General features: G+C 62.9%; 24 protein-coding genes. 9 read left to right on the top strand and 15 right to left on the bottom strand.

Annotated elements, in window-relative coordinates:
- The first annotated feature begins 18 nt into the window (after positions 1-18).
- Complete coding sequence (locus FJ950_RS07335) at positions 19-471, top strand: MaoC family dehydratase (protein ID WP_015317588.1); 453 nt, start codon at positions 19-21, stop codon at positions 469-471.
- On the top strand, positions 471-1,352 hold the full coding sequence (locus FJ950_RS07330) for a CoA ester lyase (RefSeq protein WP_140616141.1): 882 nt from the start codon (positions 471-473) through the stop codon (positions 1,350-1,352). The genes FJ950_RS07335 and FJ950_RS07330 overlap by 1 nt, the downstream gene beginning before the upstream one ends.
- 3 nt (positions 1,353-1,355) lie before the next feature.
- Here FJ950_RS07330 and FJ950_RS07325 read toward each other — a convergent pair whose 3' ends face one another.
- Both FJ950_RS07325 and FJ950_RS07320 read right to left on the bottom strand, forming a co-directional pair.
- Positions 1,356-1,964 (bottom strand): flavin reductase family protein, encoded by a 609-nt coding sequence (locus tag FJ950_RS07325; RefSeq protein ID WP_140616139.1) that lies wholly within the window; start codon positions 1,962-1,964, stop codon positions 1,356-1,358.
- Complete coding sequence (locus FJ950_RS07320; RefSeq protein WP_140616137.1) at positions 1,965-2,549, bottom strand: nitroreductase; 585 nt, start codon at positions 2,547-2,549, stop codon at positions 1,965-1,967.
- Between the two features lie 155 nt (positions 2,550-2,704).
- Between FJ950_RS07320 and FJ950_RS07315 the strand changes: the two genes are divergently transcribed.
- The gene (locus FJ950_RS07315; RefSeq protein ID WP_140616135.1) at positions 2,705-3,667 is read left to right on the top strand and encodes a hypothetical protein; all 963 of its coding nucleotides are present in this window, start codon (positions 2,705-2,707) and stop codon (positions 3,665-3,667) included.
- A 3-nt stretch (positions 3,668-3,670) separates the two neighbouring features.
- On the opposite strand, the gene FJ950_RS07310 is transcribed toward FJ950_RS07315, so the two are convergent.
- From FJ950_RS07310 to yidD, 4 genes are all read right to left on the bottom strand, one after another.
- On the bottom strand, positions 3,671-4,609 hold the full coding sequence (locus tag FJ950_RS07310) for a GNAT family N-acetyltransferase (protein WP_140616133.1): 939 nt from the start codon (positions 4,607-4,609) through the stop codon (positions 3,671-3,673).
- An 86-nt stretch (positions 4,610-4,695) separates the two neighbouring features.
- Positions 4,696-6,672 carry a threonine--tRNA ligase gene (gene thrS / locus FJ950_RS07305; protein ID WP_140616131.1) on the bottom strand — a complete coding sequence of 659 codons (1,977 nt, stop codon included), beginning with the start codon at positions 6,670-6,672 and terminating at the stop codon, positions 4,696-4,698.
- A 144-nt stretch (positions 6,673-6,816) separates the two neighbouring features.
- Positions 6,817-7,635: a class D beta-lactamase gene (gene blaOXA / locus FJ950_RS07300; protein WP_140616129.1), complete on the bottom strand. Its 819-nt coding sequence runs from the start codon at positions 7,633-7,635 to the stop codon at positions 6,817-6,819.
- A 138-nt stretch (positions 7,636-7,773) separates the two neighbouring features.
- Entirely contained in the window at positions 7,774-8,148 is a 375-nt protein-coding gene (yidD, locus tag FJ950_RS07295) for a membrane protein insertion efficiency factor YidD (protein WP_140616127.1), read from the bottom strand.
- Positions 8,149-8,470: 322 nt separating this feature from the next.
- Between yidD and FJ950_RS07290 the strand changes: the two genes are divergently transcribed.
- The gene (locus FJ950_RS07290) at positions 8,471-9,388 is read left to right on the top strand and encodes a LysR substrate-binding domain-containing protein (protein WP_140616125.1); all 918 of its coding nucleotides are present in this window, start codon (positions 8,471-8,473) and stop codon (positions 9,386-9,388) included.
- Positions 9,389-9,410: 22 nt separating this feature from the next.
- On the opposite strand, the gene FJ950_RS07285 is transcribed toward FJ950_RS07290, so the two are convergent.
- Together FJ950_RS07285 and FJ950_RS07280 are read right to left on the bottom strand one after the other, a co-directional pair.
- Positions 9,411-9,896 (bottom strand): cell envelope integrity protein TolA, encoded by a 486-nt coding sequence (locus FJ950_RS07285; RefSeq protein WP_140616123.1) that lies wholly within the window; start codon positions 9,894-9,896, stop codon positions 9,411-9,413.
- 2 nt (positions 9,897-9,898) lie between these two features.
- Complete coding sequence (locus tag FJ950_RS07280; RefSeq protein ID WP_015317578.1) at positions 9,899-10,345, bottom strand: iron-sulfur cluster assembly scaffold protein; 447 nt, start codon at positions 10,343-10,345, stop codon at positions 9,899-9,901.
- A 240-nt stretch (positions 10,346-10,585) separates the two neighbouring features.
- Here FJ950_RS07280 and folE point away from each other — a divergent pair, with 240 nt between their 5' ends.
- The 4 genes from folE (at position 10,586) to FJ950_RS07260 (ending at position 13,429) form a co-directional block, all read left to right on the top strand.
- A complete protein-coding gene (folE, locus tag FJ950_RS07275) occupies positions 10,586-11,221 on the top strand; it encodes a GTP cyclohydrolase I FolE (protein WP_015317577.1) in 636 nt (211 codons plus the stop codon).
- 42 nt (positions 11,222-11,263) lie between these two features.
- A complete protein-coding gene (gene hisI / locus FJ950_RS07270) occupies positions 11,264-11,725 on the top strand; it encodes a phosphoribosyl-AMP cyclohydrolase (protein WP_015317576.1) in 462 nt (153 codons plus the stop codon).
- Positions 11,726-11,808: 83 nt separating this feature from the next.
- On the top strand, positions 11,809-12,780 hold the full coding sequence (locus FJ950_RS07265; protein ID WP_015317575.1) for a patatin family protein: 972 nt from the start codon (positions 11,809-11,811) through the stop codon (positions 12,778-12,780).
- A 91-nt stretch (positions 12,781-12,871) separates the two neighbouring features.
- Positions 12,872-13,429, top strand: coding sequence for a dihydrofolate reductase family protein (locus tag FJ950_RS07260; protein ID WP_140616121.1), 558 nt, complete (start codon positions 12,872-12,874; stop codon positions 13,427-13,429).
- A 23-nt stretch (positions 13,430-13,452) separates the two neighbouring features.
- Here the strand turns inward: FJ950_RS07260 and recJ are convergent, their stop codons facing one another.
- The 7 genes from recJ to FJ950_RS07225 form a co-directional block, all read right to left on the bottom strand.
- Positions 13,453-15,234: a single-stranded-DNA-specific exonuclease RecJ gene (recJ, locus tag FJ950_RS07255; RefSeq protein ID WP_140616119.1), complete on the bottom strand. Its 1,782-nt coding sequence runs from the start codon at positions 15,232-15,234 to the stop codon at positions 13,453-13,455.
- A gap of 219 nt (positions 15,235-15,453) precedes the next feature.
- On the bottom strand, positions 15,454-16,437 hold the full coding sequence (gene glpX, locus FJ950_RS07250; protein WP_015317572.1) for a class II fructose-bisphosphatase: 984 nt from the start codon (positions 16,435-16,437) through the stop codon (positions 15,454-15,456).
- A 201-nt stretch (positions 16,438-16,638) separates the two neighbouring features.
- Positions 16,639-16,806, bottom strand: a complete 168-nt coding sequence (locus FJ950_RS07245; protein WP_015317571.1) for a Thivi_2564 family membrane protein — start codon at positions 16,804-16,806, stop codon at positions 16,639-16,641.
- A 69-nt stretch (positions 16,807-16,875) separates the two neighbouring features.
- Positions 16,876-17,232: a hypothetical protein gene (locus tag FJ950_RS07240; RefSeq protein WP_015317570.1), complete on the bottom strand. Its 357-nt coding sequence runs from the start codon at positions 17,230-17,232 to the stop codon at positions 16,876-16,878.
- A 128-nt stretch (positions 17,233-17,360) separates the two neighbouring features.
- On the bottom strand, positions 17,361-18,674 hold the full coding sequence (locus FJ950_RS07235; protein ID WP_140616117.1) for a homoserine dehydrogenase: 1,314 nt from the start codon (positions 18,672-18,674) through the stop codon (positions 17,361-17,363).
- A gap of 37 nt (positions 18,675-18,711) precedes the next feature.
- The gene (locus tag FJ950_RS07230; RefSeq protein WP_015317568.1) at positions 18,712-19,929 is read right to left on the bottom strand and encodes an LL-diaminopimelate aminotransferase; all 1,218 of its coding nucleotides are present in this window, start codon (positions 19,927-19,929) and stop codon (positions 18,712-18,714) included.
- Positions 19,930-19,973: 44 nt separating this feature from the next.
- A complete protein-coding gene (locus tag FJ950_RS07225; protein WP_015317567.1) occupies positions 19,974-20,366 on the bottom strand; it encodes a hypothetical protein in 393 nt (130 codons plus the stop codon).
- A gap of 98 nt (positions 20,367-20,464) precedes the next feature.
- Between FJ950_RS07225 and phaC the strand changes: the two genes are divergently transcribed.
- The gene (phaC, locus tag FJ950_RS07220; protein ID WP_140616115.1) at positions 20,465-22,300 is read left to right on the top strand and encodes a class I poly(R)-hydroxyalkanoic acid synthase; all 1,836 of its coding nucleotides are present in this window, start codon (positions 20,465-20,467) and stop codon (positions 22,298-22,300) included.
- Positions 22,301-22,426: the final 126 nt, after the last annotated feature.

The following is a 22,426-nucleotide window of genomic DNA, read 5'->3' as shown; positions in this document are numbered from 1 at the left end:
CAGCGCAGGAGGCGGAAGATGGCCGGGCTATATCTGGAGGAGTTTGTTGTCGGCCATGTCTTCCGGCACACGCTGCGCAAGACTGTCACCGAGAGCGACAACATGCTGTTTTCGGTGATGACGCTGAACCCGCAGCCGCTGCATATCGACTTCGATTTCGCCGCTAGGAGCGAATGGGGCAAGCCGCTGGTCAACTCGCTGTTCACGCTCGGCCTGATGATCGGCATTTCGGTCAACGACATCACGGTCGGCACGACGGTTGCCAATCTCGGCATGAAGGAAACCGTGTTTCCTCACCCGGTCTTCCATGGCGACACCATCCGCGTCGAAACATCTGTCGTCTCGGTGCGCGAATCCAGGTCGAAGCCCGACCGCGGCATCGTCGAATTCGAGCACCGCGCCTACAACCAGCATGGCGATCTGGTCGCCAAATGCATCAGGCAAGCGATGATGCTGAAGAAGGCAGACTGATGCGCTCGCTGCTATTCGTTCCAGGCGATTCCGAACGGAAGCTGGAAAAGGGATTTGGCGCCGGCGCCGACGTGGTTATCGTCGATCTCGAGGACTCCGTGGCGCCGCAGAACAAGGCGCGGGCGCGCGAGATCGCGGCGCGCTTTATCCTCGAACGCAGGGGGCAAACCAACTCGGCGCTTTATGTCAGGGTCAACGACCTCTCGACCGGAATGACGGACGATGATCTTGCCAAGCTCGTTCCGGCAAGACCGGACGGCATCATGCTGCCTAAATCGAACAGCGGCCAGGATGTGCAGCAGCTCGCGGCCAAGCTCAGGGTTTGGGAAGCCGAAAACGGCCTGCCCGACGGGTCGATAAAAATCCTGCCGATCATCACCGAAACTCCGGCGGGCGTGCTCGCCGCCGCCACCTATGCGGGGACAAGCGCACGGCTCGCCGGTCTCACCTGGGGCGCGGAAGACCTTTCGGCCGCGATCGGCGCACGCTCTGCCCGCGACGAGCACGGCCGCTACACCGATCTCTTCCGTCACGCCCGCCTGACGACCATTCTCGCGGCCGGAGCCGCGGAAGTCGCCGCGATCGACACCGTATTTCCTGGCTTTCGCGACATGGTGGCCTTCGCCGCGGAATGTGCCGACGCCGAGCGTGACGGTTTCACCGGCAAAATGGCGATCCACCCCGATCAGGTGCCCGTCATCAACACCGCCTTCACGCCCTCTGCCGAGGCGGTGAGACAATCGGCGGCTATCGTGGCGGCCTTCGAGGCGGCCGGAAATCCGGGCGTCGTCGGCATCGACGGCAAGATGTTCGACCGTCCGCATCTGCGGCTGGCCGAACGCCTTCTGGCCCGCGCGAAAGCGGCCGGGATATCCGCCTGACGGCTACTCCTTGCCCCAGCGTGGCCGCCGCATCGAAAAGACCTCGTCGACGCTGGCGTAATCCATATAACCGAGACGCGCGACATTGCCGGACTTGGTGATGTCGAACAGGCCGTCTTTCAGGAAAGCATCGTCGATGTGAACGCCGATCACCTCACCGGCGACGACAAAGGCACTCGTCGGTGATCCGTCCAGCGCCTTCGGGCGAAACACTTCCGTCACCCGGCATTCGAGCGCCGCTGGTGCAGCCGCCACGCGCGGCGGCTTGACGAGACGCGAGGGCGCCATGGCGAGATCGGCATAGATGAACTCGTTGACGCCACGCGGTGCGTCGACGGATGTGTAGTTCATCTTGTCCGCAAGATCGCGGCTGACCAGATTGGCGACGAACTCGCCGGTTTCCTGGGCAAACGAGGCGCTGTCCTTCTCACCCTCCGAGGAAAACCAGACAATGAAAGGTCGCGTCGAAAAGGCGTTGAAGAAGGAGTATGGCGCCAGATTGACCTCGCCGGCCTGGTTCAGCGTCGATATCCAGCCGATCGGGCGCGGCGCGACGATCGCCTTCGAAGGATCGTGCGGCAGGCCATGCCCCTTGGACGGCTCGTAGAACATTCAGCCCGCCCAAGGTCCGGCATAATCGGTGTAGAGCTTGGCCGGATCAGGCCGTGGCCGCTCCGGCGCCGGACCGGCGTAGGAGCCGATATGGATGAACCCGACGACGCGCTCCTGCGGCGCCAGTCCGAGAATCGCCCTGCCCTCCGGCACGTCGGAATACCAGTTGCTGATCATGTTCGTGCCATAGCCCAGCGCAGTGGCCGCGATCATCAGGTTCATCGCCGCCATGCCTCCGGACAGGAACATCTCCCATTGCGGGATTTTTGGGTTCTCCCTCGGAATAGATACGACACCGATCACCAGCGGCGCGCGCGAGAACCGCGCCAGTTCCTGGTTGCGACGGCCTTCCGGCAACGGCCCCTCGCGCTGTTCGGCCAAGGCCGCTAGTTTTTTGCCGATCTCGATGCGGGCTTCGCCGCGATAAAGGATGAAGCGCCACGGTTCGAGCCGTCCATGGTCGGGCACGCGCGTGGCGGCGGCGATCATCGTGGCGATATCGGCGTCGCTGGGCGCCGGTTCCCTGAGGTCGGGTATCGGCGCTGAATTTCGGGTCAATAGAAAGTCGATGATCGGCGACGCCATGGGCGCAAGTCTCCTGAAACACTCTGTTTTGAGCTGAAGCGCACCATCGGGAATTCGGGCGGCTCGGGCAAAGGCGCGCAAACGCCGGGCTGAAGAGTCCCGGATCGGACTCTTAAGCCTTGAAATTGCCACCGCCATGGGCTTCAACGCAAGGCATGTTTGAGGGGCGACTGCGTCTTTTCCTGGTTCGGCTCTGCGCCGCGCTGTTCCTGCTGCCGGTCTCCATGGCTGTCGCGCAGGAAAAGGACGGCGTCGGCGACCTGAAACTTCCCGGAATTTCGAGCTATGCAACGCCGAAGAGCGAGACCCCGCTGGCGCTTGGCGGCGGTGGCGCCATTACGCTCTCGGCCCAGTTGACCGACAAGGGCACCGACATCACACGTGGGCTAGTCTGGCGTGTCTTCAAGCCAGAAGCGGTGAACGGCAAATTGCCCATGGTCGCCTCCTCCCATGGCGGCAGCGCCGTCTTCCAGCTCGAGCCCGGCAGTTACCTGGTCCACGCTTCCTATGGCCGCGCCGGCGCCACCAAGCGCATCACAGTCGGCAAGGAAGCCAAGCGAGAAAGCCTCGTGCTCGATGCCGGCGGCCTGAAGCTAGACGCGGTCCTGTCCGGCGGCGTGCGCATACCGCCGAAGAAACTGCGCTTTTCGATCTATGAGGGCACCGCCGAGGCCAATGGCGACCGCGCGCTGATCATTCCCGATGTCGAACCCAACAGCGTCGTGCGGCTCAATGCCGGCATCTATCATGTCGTCTCGACTTACGGCGCGGTCAACGCCGTCATCCGATCCGATATCCGCGTCGAGGCGGGCAAGCTGACGGAAGCCACCGTCGAGCATCACGCCGCTGAAATCACCATGAAGCTGGTACGCGAGACGGGCGGCGAAGCGATTGCCGACACCTCGTGGTCGCTGCTCAACGAATCCGGCGATCCGATCAAGGAAACCGTCGGCGCCTTCGCCTCGATGGTGCTGGCCGAAGGCGACTACACCATCATCGCCAAGAACCGCGATCGCATCTACCAGAAGGATTTCACGGTCGTTGGCGGGCAGAACCAGGAAATTGAGGTTCTCGCCACCGAAGCAGCGGCGATGGATCCCGAGGAAGGCGCCGATTAGCCTTCAGGCGGCGAGCTTGGTTCGCGCCGGGAGGAACGGAATGCGACGGCGCGGCAGGCTCGGCGCCAGGTCGAATACACCGCGATAGAGACGGTCGAGCAACGTTTTGCGGTCGCGCAGCGGCTCCAGTTCGTTCCAGCTCAGCACGTTGCCGACGCGCACGTCGATCGCCCTGCCGGACAGCCGCGCGAATTCACGAATGAGCAGCGAGGTGCGCAAGGTCAGCGAGGCCTTGCCGACGAATTTGGCCACCCGCCCGTCGCGCTCGGCCATGTTCATCGGCCCGCTGACCAGATGGAAAAGCCTGCCGTTCTGGCCGGAGAAATGCATGGGGATGACCGATGCCTTGGCCTCCTGGACGAGACGGGCCGGAAACATCTTCCACGGCAGGTCGCGCGCGCGGCCAAAACCCTTGGGCGCAGTGGCCACGCCGCCGGCCGGAAACACCACAATGGTGACACCTTCCCTGAGCAGCCGGACCGCCTCATGGCGCACCGCCATGTTGTTCTTCACCGCGTCCTTGGTCTCGGAAAAGTCGATCGGCAGCGAATAGGGCTCCATCTCGCGGATCCTGAGCAGGTCCTTGTGGATCATCACCCGGAAAGGCCGGCCGAGTTGCTCTGCCAGCGATAGCACGGCAATGCCGTCGCCGATGCCGAAGGGATGGTTGGCGACGATTACCAGTGGCGTGTCGGGCAATTGCGCGGGCGGCCATTGGTCGGGAATTCGGACGCCCACGTCAATGAGGTCCAGCATGCGGCTGAACACACGCTCGCCCGTCGGCACCACCTGGCGGCGCCAGAAATCATAAAGCGCGGCAAAGCGATCGCGACCCGACAGGCCTTCGACCGAATGGATGAACCAGCGCGCCAGCGCCGGCTGGTGCGGATTGGCGTAGGAAAGCTCTGGGAACGGTCGTTCGCGCGATTTCAGCTTGAGCATAGGGGCTCGTTACAACGTTGCCGTGACAGGGATATGAAAATGGCGGTTGATCGCTCCACCGCCATTCGATCGAAAAACACTCCGATTCAAGCAGCGCGCTTGCGTCGGCGATCAGGCGTGATCGCTTCTTCGGTCAGCCGTTCGATTGCTTCGGCAAGACCAAGCGATTCCTGATCGCGCGAGCCGAGCCGGCGGATGTTGACCGTCTGCTCCTCCGCCTCGCGCTTGCCGCAGACGAGGATGACCGGCACCTTGGCCAGGCTGTGCTCACGGACCTTGTAGTTGATCTTCTCGTTGCGCAGATCGGCTTCCGCCAACAGCCCGGCGGCCTTCAGCTTTGCCACGACCTCGGTCGCATAGCTGTCGGCGTCTGACGTGATCGTCGCCACCACCACCTGCAGCGGCGCGAACCATAGCGGGAAGTGGCCGGAATAGTTCTCGATCAGGATCCCGAGGAAACGCTCCATCGAACCGCAGATGGCGCGGTGCACCATGACCGGCTGCTTCTTCTCCGAATCCGAGCCGATGTAGAAGGCGCCAAAACGCTCCGGCAGGTTGAAGTCGACCTGCGTCGTCCCGCATTGCCATTCGCGGCCGATGGCATCCTTCAACACATATTCGAACTTCGGCCCGTAGAAGGCGCCCTCGCCCGGATTGATCGAGGTCTTGATCCGATTGCCGGACCTTGTCCTGATCGTCTCCAGCACGCCGCCCATGATAGCCTCGGCATGATCCCAGGCCTCGTCCGTGCCGACACGCTTTTCGGGCCGTGTCGACAGTTTGACGCTGATTTCGTCGAAACCGAAATCGGCATAGGTCGACAGGATCAGGTCGTTGATGCGCAGGCACTCGGAAGCCAGCTGTTCCTCGGTGCAGAAGATATGCGCATCGTCTTGCGTGAAGCCGCGCACGCGCATCAGCCCGTGCAGCGCGCCCGACGGCTCGTAACGATGCACATTACCGAACTCCGCCAGCTTCACCGGCAGATCGCGATAGGATTTCAGCCCATGCTTGAAAATCTGCACGTGGCCCGGGCAGTTCATCGGCTTCAGCGCAAAGATGCGGTCATCGTCGGTTTCATCGCCGGCGACCGTCACCTTGAACATGGCGTCGCGGTACCAGCCCCAGTGGCCCGACGTCTCCCACAGGCTCTTGTCGAGCACCTGCGGGGCGTTGACCTCCTGGTAGCCCTGCTCGTCGAGCCGGCGCCGCATGTAGTTCACCAGGTTCTGGAACATCTTCCAGCCCTTGGCGTGCCAGAAGACCACGCCGGGCCCCTCTTCCTGGAAATGGAAAAGGTCCATTTCGCGGCCGAGCTTGCGGTGGTCGCGCTTCTCGGCCTCTTCCAGCATCGTTTGGTAGGCTTCGAGCTGCGCCTGGTCGGCCCAGGCCGTGCCGTAGATGCGCGTCAGCATCGGATTGTTGGAATCGCCGCGCCAATAGGCACCGGCCACCTTCATCAACTTGAAGGCGTTGCCGATCTGGCCGGTCGAGGCCATGTGCGGACCGCGGCAGAGATCGAACCAGTCGCCCTGCGCATAGATCTTGAGATCCTGGTCCTCGGGAATGGCATCGATCAGTTCGAGCTTGTAGCGCTCGCCCTTGTCGGCAAAGACCTTTTTTGCCTTGTCGCGCGACCAGACCTCCTTGGTGAACGGCTTGTTGCGCGCGATGATCTCGCGCATCTTCTTCTCGATCACCGGGAAATCGTCCGGGGTGAACGGCTCGTTGCGGGCAAAGTCGTAATAAAATCCGTTCTCGATCACCGGTCCGATGGTCACCTGCGTTCCCGGCCATATCTCCTGCACGGCTTCCGCCAGCACATGCGCGGTGTCATGGCGGATGAGTTCCAGCGCGCGCGGATCTTCGCGGGTGATGATCTCCACCTTGCCGGATTTGCCTAGGGGATCACTGAGGTCGCGCACGGTGCCGTCAATGACGTAGGCGACGGCCTTCTTGGCCAGCGACTTCGAGATCGATTCGGCGAGACCCGCACCGGTCATCGCCGCATCGTAGTCGCGCACGGAGCCATCGGGAAATGTCAGGGAAACGGAATTCAGCATGTGTATCTCCTATCCAGTCCCGCAAACGAGCGCGGGTGGTAAATGCGGATCATCAGCGGTTCGGGGCTGCGACCTGCCAGGGTGCCGGATGCGTCCGGCGGCGGCAGTCTTTTATGAGCAGATGCCGCCGCCGTAAAGCCCGGCTCACTTAATCAGCTGTGGCAGGTCCTTCAGGAACGCGGCCCGTGTCGCCAACCCCTTCGGCATGTCGGTGCGTTTCGTATCGACGACGAGCCGGGCGAACACGATCTGGCGGCCGTCTTTCCCAGCCCAGCCGACAAACCATCCGAGCGAGCGCTTGTCCTTGCCGCCCGCGCCGACTCCGGTCGTGCCGGTCTTGCCCTGAACGGCCCAGTCCCCAGCCTTGAAGTTCGGCATGATGGCGCGTGTCATTTCATGCGCCTTGGCCGACACCGGCATTGTGCCGGCCAGCAGTTGCCGCAGGAAGGCAACCTGTTCGACTGGCGTGATCTTGAGCGAGGAGTTAACCCAGGAATGGGTGAGCCCGTCATCCCTGCCAGGATTGCCGGAAACGTCACCATTGCCATAGTTGAACTTCGATACATAGCCGGCAAATTTCTGAGGTCCGAGCCTGCGGGTGATCTCGCGCGAGAACCAGATGATGGAATCACGTTCCCAGATCGTCGGATCGACGGTTTTCTGGTCGCGTTTCACCGCGTTGAACTCAGGCTTGTAGTCCCATGCCGGGGTATGTTCATCGGCAAGGATGCCTGCGTCGTAGCCGATCAGCGAAAGCGGCACCTTGAACGTGGAGGCCGGGCTGAAGCGCTGGTCGCAGATACCGTCCTGGTAAAGCGTCTTGCCGCTCTGGGCATCGGCGATCAGCGTGCACTGCACGTCCGCGAGCGGCGCGGACTGCGCGCGCATCGGAAATCCCAGCAGCCAGGCGAGCAGGAACAGGACACCAGCCATGATAAAGGGAAGACGATCGACATTGCGCATTTTCTGCTCGCTCCAGAAGGGGGTTCGCGAGCGGGCTTAGCGAGGTCTCTTGTCTCGATTTTGTCTCAAATGCGCAGTTGTTGTGCAGGCTTGCGTTAACCCTACCGGAGCGTAAACGGCGCGACGCGACCAGCCACCCTAGCCCTGCGCTCCGCCGCGCTTGCGACCAATCCGCCAGTACCGCCATGGCATGAACCAGACGTAGCGGGATGCCAGCGCCTGCGGCACGAGATCGACGCCGTGCGTGCCGAACGGACCGCAGCGCAGCACGCGGAACAACCCCATCCAGCCGCCGGCCCAAAGGCCATGGCGGGCGATCGCCTCATGCGCGTATTCCGAACAGGTCGGCAGATGGCGGCAGGAATTGCCGACAAAGCCGGACAGCGTCAGCTGGTAAAACCGCACGAGCGAGGTGCCGAGCAAGCGGCCCGGCGTCTTGCGCCAGGGGCCGGGCCAGTTGCGGCCGCGCCTCGACGCTCCGGCTGTATGCGCATGCCTGTGCTGGTCGCCCACTGCGATCTCCGCGTTTTCCAGCTGATAGATGTGCGCTTGCACCGGAGAACGCAATCCCGATCGCCGTGCGGTCACGGGCGGGAACGGCGAAATGGCCCTCGGTCGGCTGGCGGCGCCCAGCGGCCAGGATGAGACCATTCTTCGTGATGCCTTGTAGCGCGTCTTTCGTCGCGCCATTGGAACGTCGCGATCCGTATGACGTCGCCAAGGATCTCAAGCAACTGCATCATGGCGGCATCTCCTTGAAGACGATTAGACCGCCGCTGGCCTTCGCCTTCAAACGAGTATAATTTCCGCTTCGGATAATCCTGGGTTATGCGAAATGAAGCGTGGACGCTTGCCCCTGACGGCGTTGAGGAGCTTCGAGGCGGCGGGGCGGCATTTGAGCTTCAGCAACGCCGCCGAGGAGCTTTTCGTCTCGCAGGCGGCGATCAGCCGGCAGATCCGCGAACTCGAAACCTTCCTGCGCCAACCGCTTTTCGAACGGCACCATCGCCGCGTCGAACTGACGGATGCAGGCCGTCGGCTGCTTGCTCAACTGGTCAGAAGTTTCGACGACATCGACAAACTACTCTCGGAACTGGTCGCGGTTCCCGCGCAGGCCGTGGTTCGTGTCAGCGTCGAGCCGTCGATTGCATCCGTCTGGCTGGTACCCCGGCTCAACCGGTTTCGCCAGTTGCGGCCCGATATCGACGTCTCCCTCGAAGTGGACCCAAGGCTGATCGAGTTCCGCAGCGACCAGCCCGAACTTGCCTTACGTTTCAGCTCGAACGCGACGTCATGGCCCCGCAGCGAAGCCGAGCGGCTGGCCTCGACAGTCGATTCGCCGGTTCTGTCGCCGGCGCTGCTTTCATCGGGCCCAGCCCTCGGGAAGCCGGCCGATCTTGCTCGCTTCACGCTTTTGCACGAGGAAAACCGCCAGGGTTGGACGCGCTGGTTCGAGGCGGCGGGCGTACCCGCCAACGCCATGCCCACGCGCGGGCCGATGCTTGCGGACGCCTCACTCTCCAAGCAGGCCGCGCTGCTCGGCCACGGCGTGGCGCTGGGCGATCTCCTGCAGATTGGAGAAGAATTGGAGACCGGAGCACTGGTCAAACCGTTCGACATCGATGTCGCATCCGGGGCCTATTGGCTGGTGGCCAGGAGTTTGCACAGTCTCTCCGAACCGGCCGCGGCCTTCGCCGACTGGCTAAGAAGCGAATTCATCGAAAGCAGGCGAGCGCTGAAAGCTCCGGCCTGAGCCGTGCGCTGGCCGGAGCCGGCTACTTTACCTTCTTGTATTTTCCGAGAAGTTTATCGAGGTCGTTGATGTCCATGGACGGATGTCCCGCCGCCGGGTCGACTGCTGGGTAGAATGTGACGACGATGTCGCGCCACAAATCATAGTCGGCGCCGTAGGACGCCAGCCCGGGAAACGGCGCGCAACGCGTGATCGCGCGAATGGCGGCTTCGGCAACCTTATGCCTTGCCGATGTCACGGGGCCGACGATTTTTGGCGGCCCGGCGAGCGATCCGTCCTTGTTCAGGCTGATCCGGACGCGTGCAGTACTTGTGGCATTTGCGGGCACGTTCCAGCAGGGCTGGACGGCCCTCATGAGATAGTCGCCGATATCGCGCTGGACTGCTGGTTCCGCCCCGCTTGAGCCACCGGCCGACACAAGTGAAGCGGCAAGAGTACCGGCGAACACCAAGCCATGGCATGAACGACCGCTCTGGCGGGATCCGCTCACCGTAAGGTCGAAGACCACTCTCAGGCCGCTTCGTCGGCGCGCTTCTTCTCGATCTGGCCGATGGCGTCGACCACGGCGTCGAAAGTCAGCATGGTCGACGCATGACGCGCCTTGTAGTCGCGCACCGGCTCCAGATAGCCGAGGTCGGCGAAGCGGCCTTCCGGCGGCGCGCCGTTCTCCTTCAGCATCTTCAGCATGGTCTCGCGCACCGCGCGCAATTCCTCGGCGCTGGCGCCGACGACATGTTGCGCCATGATCGAGGACGATGCCTGGCCGAGCGCGCAGGCCTTCACGTCGTGGGCGAAGTCGGTGACCACGCCGTCCTCCATCTTGAGGTCGACGGTAACGGTCGACCCGCACAGCTTGGAATGCGCCTTCGCGGTCGCGTCGGGATGATCGAGCCGGCCGATGCGGGCGATATTTCCGGCAAAACCGAGAATTTTCGCGTTGTAGACGTCGTTGATCATTATTTTCCAATCCGTCGCCGCCAAGCGAACAGCGATTGCCGTTGTTGCGTCTTTCATTCGCTCGGCACGACCATATATAATGCTGGCAGTCCGGTATCGACAAGGCGGCGAACGCCACTGTCCTTGCCGGGAAGTTCACGCCGCTTACGGGGCTGGAAACGGGGCGAGTTTCCGACACCGAAAGGTCGTGGTCCGTTCAACTCGTTCCTCCTCAGAGAGGAACTACGGGAGACGCCTTTTATGGATGCCGTCATCAAGAAACTAATGCCCCAGTCCGCCTATATGGAAAAGCCGGTCACCGACCGCCCGAGCGAGGCCGAAGTCGAGGCCGCCGTACGCACCTTGCTGCGCTGGACCGGCGACAATCCGGATCGCGAGGGTTTGATCGACACGCCCAAGCGCGTGACCAAGGCCTATCGCGAAATGTTCGGCGGCTACGACATGTGCCCGGCCGAGGAGCTTGGCCGTACTTTCGAGGAGGTCGCCGGCTACGACGACCTGGTCATCGTCAAGGACATCCAGTTCCATTCGCATTGCGAACATCACATGGTGCCGATCATCGGCAAGGCGCATGTCGGCTACCTGCCCGACGGCAAGGTCGTCGGCCTGTCCAAGATCGCGCGCGTCGTCGATATCTTTGCCCATCGGCTGCAGACGCAGGAAGCCCTGACCGCCCAGATTGCCGGCGTCATCCAGGACGTGCTCAACCCGCGCGGCGTTGCCGTCATGATCGAGGCCGAGCACATGTGCATGGCCATGCGCGGCATCCGTAAGCAAGGTTCCACAACGCTGACCTCCACCTTCACGGGCGTCTTCAAGGATACGCCCGAAGAGCAGGTTCGTTTTGTCACCATGGTGCGCGGCGGCAGGGCGTAAGCCCTTTGCCGACGTCGCGGTCAATAGGAAGATAGACCGGCAATGTCGGCACTGGAATTTCCGGAAGCTCCCTCGGACAAGAAAGCCTTGGAGGAAGGCGCGGTGTTTTCGCCGCGCTTCGATGCCGCCGGTCTTGTCACCGTCGTCGTCACCGATGCCGCCGACGGCATGCTGCTGATGGTCGCGCATATGAATGCACGGGCGCTGGCTCTGACGCTGGAAACAGGCATTGCCCATTACTGGTCGCGCTCGCGCAACACGCTCTGGAAGAAGGGCGAAACCTCGGGCAATTTCCAGCATGTCGTCGAGATGCTCACGGATTGTGACCAGGATGCGGTGTGGCTTCGCGTGAAAGTGTTGGGCCACGACGCAACCTGTCACACCGGCCGGCGTTCATGCTTTTATCGGACGGTGGGGCTGATCGACGGCAAGGGGACGCTTGCCGACGACGGCAGCAAGCCGCTGTTCGATGCGGAAAACACGTATCGGAAGCCATCAGCTTGAACCTTCTGCCTGACACCGACCACATAGATTCATCATTTCGATACGGCCCGTCCGTATACTAGCCTGGGACAAGGGAGATCATGATGCTCGAATGGGCGTCATTGCGTAACAGACCAGATGTCAGGGAGGCCAACGGCCTGTCCTCGGCAGGCGGCGCATCCGAAACAACCTCCCCCAAGAAAACAGGTATTTCGCTCGCGCTCGGCGGCGGTTGCGCCAGAGGCTGGGCCCATATCGGCGTGCTGCGCGCGCTCGATGAAGCCGGCATCGAAGTTTCGATGATCGCCGGCACCTCGATCGGCGCCCTGGTCGGTGGCTGTTATCTCGCCGGCAAACTGGATGAGCTGGAAGAGTTCGCCCGCAGCCTCACCAGACGACGTATCTTCGGCCTGCTCGATCTCAACCTGCGCGGCAGCGGCCTCTTCGGCGGGATGAAGCTGGACGCGCGCCTGCGCGAGCACGTGGCCGGCATCCGCTTCGACGATCTGCCCAAGCCATTTGTCTGCGTCGCGTCGGAAATCCGCACCGGCCACGAGATCTGGCTGTCGAGCGGATCGCTGATCACCGCCATGCGCGCGTCCTACGCGCTGCCTGGCGTGTTCGAGCCTGTCGATTGCAACGGCCGCGTGCTGGTGGACGGAGCGCTGGTCAACCCGGTGCCCGTTTCGGTCTGCCGCGCCTACGAGCAGCCGCTCGTCGTGGCGGTCAACCTCCACTACGACCTGTTCGGCCGCGCCGCCGTGATCAAGCACAGCGCTGGCGAGCTGGTTATCGAAAAGGATGCGCCAAGGCCCGGCCAGGTCGACGCCCAACACCAATCGCACCAGACGCGTTTGGGCATCACCGGCGTGATGGTCGAAGCCTTCAACATCATCCAGGACCGTATTTCGCGGGCGAGACTTGCCGGCGATCCGCCCGACATGTCGCTGCAGCCCAAGCTCAGCCATATCGGCCTCACCGAATTTCACCGGGCCGACGAGGCGATCCAGCTCGGCTACCAGGCGACGATGGCGCAGATCGGCGAACTGACGCGGCTGCAGACGGTTCTCGCCTAGACCATTTCCTCAAGTTGTATTGGCCTCAGGGCAAACTGATTGCCAAACGCAATTGGTTATGGTGTCTGCGTCGCTTGAGGCGGAGGTGCCGATGGCCAGGATTGTCTATTCCATGCTGACGTCGTTGGACGGCTATATCGCCCGATCGAACGGGGACATCGGCTTGCCAGTGCCCGAGGCGGAACTGCACCAGCACTTCAACGACATGATGAGGCAGGCTTCCGCCGTGCTCGCCGGACGGCGCATGTACGAAACCATGCGCTTCTGGGACAGCCCTGAACGCGAAACCGGCGCCACCGAGGTCGAGCGGGATTTTGCCCATGCATGGCGCGAAACGCCGAAGATCGTCTTCTCGACCACGCTTCGGCAAGTCGGGCTCAATGCCCGGCTGGTGGATGGCGATGCGGAGGATGCGGTACGATCTCTCAAGGGGCAGGCCGATGGCCTCGTCATCCTTGGCGGCGCCGACCTTGCCGCCTCTCTGGCACGAGCCGGCCTCATCGACGAATACCGGCTCTATATGCATCCCGTGGTGCTGGGTGGCGGCAAGCCATATTTTGAATCCGGCCTGTCGCTGGCGTTGACCCCGCTCGGCACGCAAAGTCTCCCCCAGGGCGTGACGTTGCTGCGTTATGCGCCGGCCGGCTGAATTGCGCGGGTTTCCGGCGCGCCCTACGCCCGCGCGGCGTCGATGATGCGAAACTGCACCGTACGGTTGCCGTTCCAGTAATTGCCCGACAGCGAGCCGGCGACATGCACCGTCTTGCCGCGGTTCTTGGAAAGGAACTCGCCAAGCACCGTATCGACGGCGCGAAAGGCGATCGCCTGGATGCGGCCGCCGCTCTCCGACTGTAAATCGGCGCGAATATGGTTGGTGCCGACCGGCCTGATGTCGGCCAGCCGATGGCGCGGCAGCACGAAAACAGGCGCGACATGCCCGGCACCGAAGGGCCCCGCCCTTTCCAACGCATCGAGCAGGCCGAGCGTCGCGCCTTCGGCGGCAAGCGCGCCGTCTATCGCCAGGCTTTCCTCATCCTGCAACCTGAAAACGTCGGCGGCTGCCCGCTCCTCGAAGAAGGCCCTGAGCTCACCCAGTCTTGCCCGCTCGACGGTGATGCCGGCAGCCATGCCATGGCCGCCGCCCTTGACGATGAGCCCGGCATTGGCGGCTTCGCGCACCAGCCGGCCAAGGTCGAAACCCGACACCGAACGGCCCGAGCCCGTGCCGGTGCCGTTGGCGTTGAAGGCGATGGCAAAGGCCGGCCGCCGTGCGTGATCCTTCAGTCGTGAGGCAAGCAGGCCTACGATGCCGGGGTGCCAGCTGTTGCTGGCGGTGACGACGATCGCCGGCCCGCTGCCGCCCGCGAGCTCGGCATCGGCTTCGGCGCGCGCGGCGGCGAGCATCTCCTGCTCCATCAGCTGCCGCTCCTGGTTCAGCCGGTCTAGCGTCTCGGCGATGGTCTGCGCCTCGACCGGATCGTCGGTTGCAAGCAGCCGGCTGCCGAGTGCCGCATCGCCAATTCGCCCGCCCGCATTGATGCGCGGACCGATCAGATAGGCGAGATGGAAGGTGCTGATCGGCTCGCCAACGCGCGACACTCGTGCCAGCGCGGCCATTCCTTCATTCTTCTGCTGCCGCGCCACTTGCAAACCCTTGACGACGAAGGCGCGATTGACGCCCGTGAGCGGCACCACGTCGCAGACGGTGGCAAGCGCCACGAGATCGAGCAGGGAAAGCAGGTCGGGCGGCGTGACATCGCTCAGGCCACGCAGCACCTTTGCGGTCTGGACCAAGGCGAGGAACACGACACCGGCGGCACAGAGATGGCCCTGTCCGGAAAGGTCGTCGTCGCGGTTTGGATTGACGACGGCAATTGCCGCAGGCAAGACGCCGCCGACCTGGTGGTGGTCGAGCACCACGACATCGGCGCCGGCGGCATTGGCCGCGTCGATCGAAACGGCGCTGTTGGTGCCGCAATCGACTGTGACGATCAGCGTCGCGCCGCGCGATATCAGTTCGCGCATGGCATCGGGATTGGGACCGTAGCCCTCGAAAATACGATCCGGGATATAGATTTCCGACGGCACCGAGAAATGCGTGAGAAACCGCTTCAGCAAGGCCGACGAGGCGGCGCCATCGACGTCGTAATCGCCGAAGATCGCAATTTTCTCCCGCGCCATGACGGCGGCGGCGATGCGGATGGCGGCCTTGTCCATATCGGTCAGCGAGGCCGGGTTCGGCAACAGGTCGCGGATCGTCGGCTCGAGAAACCGCTCGGTCTCATCGGCGGCCACGCCGCGTCCGGCAAGAACGCGCGCGACGATGTCGGGCACGCCATGACCCTGTGCGATGGCGAGCGCGATCATGTCCTGCCGTTCGGTCAGCCGGTGCTCCCAGGAGAGACCGGTTGCCGACTGCCTGACATCGAGGAAGAGGCGCCTTTCGCCCATCATGCGCTTTGCCAACTCATGGTTGGCGGCAGGATAAGCCAAAGGCCGCGGGAGACTTCAAGAAAAACTACGCTTTCCGCCTTTCAGCCGTGCACCCACCGTTCGCTGGCCGCCCGAGACATCAGAGGCCGCATGCCGATCGGGCGGTGTCATCGTTAAACCCTTGCCGCCATCGGAGGCAGCCAGATGGCTAACAACTGCGGCCCGGCTTCGCAAGCGGGTCTAGAACTTATCCATATCCTGGTGCCTGGCCTTGATCTCGCGCACGGTCCGCGATGACGATCGCAGCACGATCGTGTGGGTGGTGATGTATGTGCGGCCGAACTTGACGCCAGCCAGCATGTTGCCATCGGTGACACCGGTGGCCGCGAACAGCACGTCGCCGCGCGCCATGTCTTCCGCTTGATAGATCCGCTTCGGATTGGAAATGCCCATCTTTGCGGCACGTGCGACCTTTTCCGGCGTATCGAGGATCAGCCTGCCTTGCATCTGGCCGCCGGTGCAGCGCAACGCCGCCGCGGCCAGCACGCCTTCCGGCGCGCCGCCGGTGCCGAGATAGATATCGATGCCGGTTTCTTCCGCGTCCGTGGTGTGGATGACGCCGGCGACGTCGCCGTCGCCGATCAGCCGGATCGCGGCGCCCGTGGCGCGCACGGCATCGATCAGCTTGGCGTGGCGCGGACGGTCGAGGATGCAGGCCGTGATGTCGGACACAGCAACGCCCTTCGCTCGCGCAAGGCTGGCGACGTTTTCGGCCGGCGAGGCGTCGATATCGATGACCCCGTCGGCGTAACCGGGACCGACCGCGATCTTGTCCATGTAGACGTCGGGCGCGAACAGCAGGCTGCCCTTCTCGGCGATCGCGATCACGGCGAGCGCGTTCGGCAGGTTCTTGGCGCAGATCGTCGTGCCTTCGAGCGGATCAAGCGCGATATCGACCGCGGGCCCTTTGCCGGTCCCGACCTCCTCGCCGATATAGAGCATCGGCGCCTCGTCCCGCTCGCCCTCGCCGATCACCACCGTGCCCTTGATCGCGAGGCGGTTGAGCTCCTCACGCATGGCATCGACGGCGACCTGGTCGGCAGCCTTTTCGTCGCCGCGGCCGCGCAGCCTGGCGGCCGCGACCGCGGCCCGTTCGGTGACGCGCACCAGTTCCATGGTGAGTATCCGGTCAAGGCCGGCGACGATGTTCTGGGCCACATTCATTCGGCAAATCCTCGTTTGATGCCGCCTCCCGCCAGAGGCGTGCTTGTTTTGTCAAACGACCATGACAACGGCAAGACCTGCCGGATGGTTTATCGAAAGGATAGCAATATCAATCGATTGAACCGAATTTTTGAAAACAATGCCGGCCCGGTTTGAGATAAACCGAGCCGGCACGAAACAGAAATTGCCGTCTTCGTGGTCCTAGAAAACCGCGAGGTATTTGAGCAGCGAAATAATGCCGATGATGATGACGATGACCTGGACGATCTGCCTCATCCTGGCATCAAGCGGCAGCCGCTGCACCAGGTAGAGAACGAGAATGATGACGAGAAATGTGATCAGGATGCCGATTAACACGGACGAAGCCATAGTGCCCTCCTTAAATGACTTGCTAAAACGGAGAAATGAGCCGGCATTGCCGGCTCAATATCGGCGCGGTCAATACCAGCGGCGCGAGGTGTCGTTCATCGACTGGCCGACGGCAATCCCGGCCAGAAACCCGAGCAGGCCGATCACGCCAACCACGGCGGTCGTCGTGCCCGGATTTTCACGCGCGACTTCCGAAACGGACTGGGCCTGGCTGCGCAACTGCTGCGCTGTCCGCGAGGCGCGGGAAGCGGCAGTATCGTAGAAATCCGATGCTTGCTCACTGGCATCATCGAGCATTTCCGCGCTGCGCTGCGAAATGCTCTTGTTGATCTTGGTGATCTCCTTGCGCAGGTCGGCGATCTGCTTTTCCAGCGTCTTCTGGATGTCGCCGATGTCAGGGGCGTCGGATTTGTTGGTATCGGCCATGAAGCGGCTCCCTTGGTTGCTGACCAAGAGAACGGTACCGACGCCAATTCGTTCCGGCGGCAACGGGACGTCCTCACCGAACCGAGATACACCGCCGGTGGTTATGCCCACGGCAACAAGGCTGCCTGCTACCCTGCCCGCTCGATGCGGATGACCTGTGGCTTGTCGGTCAGATGGCCGTCCTTGGTGATGCCGTCGACAGCCTTGCGCACGGCGGCCTCGGTAGTCTCGTGGGTGACGAGGATCACCGTCTTCTGCGCCGCCGCCTCGCCGCTGACCGCATGCTGGACGATCGATTCCAGCGAAATATCGTTGTCGGCCATGCGCTTGGCGATCGCCGCGAACACGCCGATGCGGTCGTGCACGGTCAGCCGGATGAAGTAGCCGCCGGCATGGCTGCGCATCTGCGCCTTCTTATACGGTTTCAGCTCCTTCGCCGGCCGGCCGAAGACGGGACCATGCTGGAAGCCGGGCCGGCTCTTGGCGATGTCGGCGATGTCGCCGATGACCGCCGAGGCGGTGGCATTGCCGCCGGCGCCGGGGCCCGAGAGCAGCAACTCGCCCAGGATATCGGTCTCGATCGCCACCGCGTTGGTGACACCATGCACCTGCGCGATGACCGAAGCAGTCGGCACCATGGTTGGGTGCACACGCTGCTCGATGCCGCTTTCGGTGCGCTGGGCGACACCGAGCAGCTTGATCCGGTAGCCGAGATCGCCGGCGGCACGGATGTCGGCCTGGGTAATGTTAGAAATGCCTTCCATGTAGATGTCGTTGGCGGCGATTTTGGTGCCGAAGGCAAGGCTGGTCAGGATCGACAGCTTGTGCGCGGTGTCATGGCCCTCGATGTCGAAGGTCGGGTCGGCTTCGGCATAACCCAGCCGCTGCGCGTCCTTCAGCACGACGTCGAAGGAGACGCCCTCGGCCTCCATGCGGGTCAGGATATAGTTGCAGGTGCCGTTGAGGATGCCGAAGACACGAGTGACGGAATTGCCGGCCATCGCCTCGCGCATCGTCTTGATGACCGGGATGCCGCCTGCCACCGCGGCCTCGTAATTGAGCAGCACGCCCTTCTTTTCAGCGATTTCGGCAAGCGCCACGCCATGCTTGGCAAGCAGCGCCTTGTTGGCGGTGACGACATGGCGGCCGGCTTCGAGCGCGGCCTTCACCGAGGCGCGCGCCGACCCCTCATCGCCGCCGATCAGCTCGACGAACACGTCGATCTCGGCGGTCTGCGCCATCTTGACCGGATCGTCGAACCAATTCGCGGAGCTCAGATCGATGCCACGCTCGCGTTTCCGGTCGCGTGCGGAAATCGCCGACACGATGATGTCGCGCCCGCATTGGCGGGTCAGTTCCGCCGCCTTGTCGCGCAACACGCGCGCCACCGATGCACCGACCGTGCCAAGTCCAGCAATTCCAACACGCAGTGCTTCAGCCATGGAAGGCGACGCCCCTCAAATAAGATCGAATTTGTATTTACCGGTGGGCGGACAGCGGCACCACATTGTTGGGCTGCTTGGCGCTGGCCGACAGGAAGCGCTTGATGTTGCGTGCCGCCTGGCGAATCCGGTGTTCGTTCTCGACCAGTGCTACGCGCACGAAATCGTCGCCATGTTCGCCGAAGCCGACACCGGGCGCCACCGCCACATCGGCGTGCTCGATGAGCAGCTTGGAGAATTCGAGCGAGCCCAGATGACGGAACGGCTCAGGGATCGGCGCCCAGGCGAACATCGAGGCCGCGGGGGCCGGAATGGTCCATCCCGCGCGGCCGAACGCATCGACCATCACGTCGCGGCGTTTGTGATAGATGTCGCGCACCTCGGCGATATCGGCGCCGTCGCCATTGAGCGCGTGCGCCGCCGCCACCTGGATCGGCGTGAAGGCACCGTAGTCGAGATAGGATTTGACCCGGGTCAGCGCCGAGATCAGCCGTTCGTTTCCGACGGCGAAGCCCATGCGCCAGCCGGGCATGGAGAAGGTCTTCGACATCGAGGTGAACTCGACGCAGACGTCGATGGCGCCCGGCACCTGCAGCACGGAAGGCGGCGGATTGCCGTCGAAGTAGATTTCCGAATAGGCGAGGTCGGACAGGATGATGATGTCGTTCTTCTTGGCGAAGGCCACCACGTCCTTGTAGAAATCGAGCGAGGCGACCAGTGCCGTCGGGTTCGATGGATAGTTGAGGATCAGCGCCAGCGGCTTCGGGATCGAATGGCGGACGCCGCGCTCGAGCGCCGGAATGAAGCCGTCATCGGGCTCGACTTGCAGCGAGCGAATGACCCCACCCGACATGATGAAGCCGAAGGCATGGATCGGATAGGTCGGGTTGGGGCACAGGATCACGTCGCCGGGCGCGGTGATCGCCTGCGCCATGTTGGCGAAGCCTTCCTTCGAACCGAGCGTGGCCACCACCTGGGTGTCGGGGTTGAGCTTCACGCCGAAGCGGCGGGCATAGTAGTTTGCCTGGGCGCGGCGCAAACCGGGAATCCCGCGCGACGAGGAATAGCGGTGCGTGCGCGGATCGCGCACGACCTCGCACAATTTGTCGACGATGGCCTTGGGCGTCGGCAGGTCCGGGTTGCCCATGCCGAGGTCGACGATGTCGGCGCCCCGCGAACGGGCGCTCGCCTTGAGCCGGTTGACCTGCTCGAACACGTAAGGCGGAAGCCGGCGGACCTTGTGAAATTCTTCCATGGCAGTTCCAGACAGCAAGGGAGCGTTGGGCGCGCGCTATATACTCATTTGCAGGTAGGGTCGAGGGCGGGGTCGCATTTGCCTTCGATCTGCTTCAGGGTCTGCGGACCATGTTTCTTGGCGAGATCGGTCAGCGCCGCCTGGTTGGTGACGGCCGCGCCGCCGCCCTTGGCGCCCTGCCCGTTCTCGTCGGCCTTCAACTGGGCGAGCTTGGCTTTCTTCTCGGCCTCGGTGAATTGTTTCGCCGCCACCTGCGGCGGGATGTTGAGGTTCGGAAAGGTGCCGGTGTCCTTCGGGCCCGCGTCGGTGGCCATCGGCACCGGACCGCTGGTATTCGTGCTCGAGCATCCGGCAACGGCCAGGAGCATGAGGGCCGCGCTGATGCGGCAAAAGTGGCCGGCACCGAAAAAAACAGTCTCGCCAAACTTAATCGTCATATTGTTTCCTTGGCAGCCGGGGTAGAGCGAGATTGGACCCTGTCGGATGTCCCATGTTAATATGTCAAGAAAACGCTTCCGGAGGAACCCCGCGAACCATGTCCAAAACACCCGATTCGGGCAAAGCGGAAGATGGCGGACCTTCGACGGTCGAGCAATATCTGGTGAAGGACCCGGAACGCTTCGCGCTGAACATGGCGCGGATGATCGAGCAGGCTGGCAAGGCGGCTTCCGCGTGGGCCGAACCGCGCGAAAAAGGTGAGGTGCGCGACCAAGTCGCCGAGCCGGTGGTCGACATGGTCAAGACCTTCTCCAAGCTCAGCGAATACTGGCTCGCCGATCCGCAGCGGGCGCTCGAAGCGCAGACGCGGCTGTTCGCTGGCTACATGACGGTTTGGGCGAACGCCATCCAGCGCGTCAGCCCCAATGCCGAGGGCGCCGACGATGCCGTCAAGCCGGAGCGCGGCGACAAGCGGTTCCAGGACCCGGAATGGGGCCGCAACGCCTTCTTCGACTTCTTGAAACAGGCCTATCTGGTCACCTCGCGCTGGGCGTCCGAACTGGTCGACCATGCCGAAGGCCTGGACGAGCATACCCGCCACAAGGCGAGCTTCTACGTCAAGCAAGTATCCAACGCCATCTCGCCGTCCAATTTCATCCTGACCAATCCCGAACTGTTTCGCGAAACCGTCGCCTCCAACGGCGAAAACCTGGTGCGCGGCATGAAGATGCTGGCTGAGGACATCGCCGCCGGCAAAGGCGACCTCAAACTGCGTCAGGCTGACTATTCACCCTTCGAGATCGGCAGGAACATCGCCACCACGCCCGGCAAGGTGGTCGGCCGCAGCGATGTCGCCGAGATCATCCAGTATGATGCGGCGACCGAGACGGTGCTGAAGCGCCCGCTGCTGATCTGCCCGCCTTGGATCAACAAGTTCTATATACTCGACCTCAACCCGCAGAAATCCTTCATCCGCTGGGCGATCGAGCAAGGCCACACCGTTTTCGTCATCTCCTGGATCAATCCGGATGAACGCCACGGCGCCAAGAACTGGGAAGCCTATATCAGGGAAGGCCTGCAATACGGCCTCGACACGATCGAGAAAGCGACCGGCGAGCGCGACGTCAATGCTATAGGCTACTGCGTCGGTGGCACGTTGCTGGCGGCGGCCTTGGCGCTGATGGCTGGGGAAGGCGACGACCGCATCAAGTCGGCGACCTTCTTCACCACACAGGTCGACTTCACCCATGCCGGCGATCTGAAAGTGTTCGTCGACGAGGAACAGGTCGCGGCGGTGGAAAAGTCGATGAACGAAAAGGGCTATCTCGACGGCACCAAGATGGCGACCGCCTTCAACATGCTGCGCTCGGGTGACCTGATCTGGCCCTATGTCGTCAACAACTACATGCGCGGCAAGGACCCCCTGCCCTTCGACCTGCTCTACTGGAACGCCGATTCGACCCGCATGGCGGCGGCCAACCACTCCTTCTACCTGCGCAACTGCTATCTCGAGAACAACCTCTCGCGCGGCACGATGCAACTGGCGGGCCACACGATCTCGCTCGGCGATGTCACTATTCCGGTCTACAATCTCGCCTCCCGGGAAGATCACATCGCGCCGGCTCTGTCCGTCTTCCTTGGCTCGAAATATTTCGGCGGCCCGGTCGAGTACGTGATGGCGGGATCGGGCCATATAGCTGGCGTCGTCAATCCGCCCGCATCCAACAAATATCAGTACTGGACCGGCGGTCCGCCGAAGGGCGACTTCGACCAGTGGATAGCCTCCGCCACCGACCATCCGGGATCCTGGTGGCCGCACTGGCAAGGCTGGATAGAGGCCAAGGACAACACCCGTGTGCCTGCCCGCAAACCCGGCAAGCATATGAAAACCTTGGGCGATGCTCCCGGGACCTATGTCAAGGTGCGTGTGTAACGGACTGTAATGTCTGGTGAGTTGACGCCCCCGCAAAAGCGGGCGAAATGGTGTCGTCAACCATCAAGCGGCCGCAATTCGGCAATCGCTGCAAAAATACTTACAGGCTTGCTGATTTGACACAGG

It is taken from the genome of Mesorhizobium sp. B2-3-14 (genome assembly GCF_006442175.1).
Taxonomy (GTDB): domain Bacteria; phylum Pseudomonadota; class Alphaproteobacteria; order Rhizobiales; family Rhizobiaceae; genus Mesorhizobium; species Mesorhizobium australicum.
This window is presented reverse-complemented; position numbering and strand designations above follow the sequence as displayed.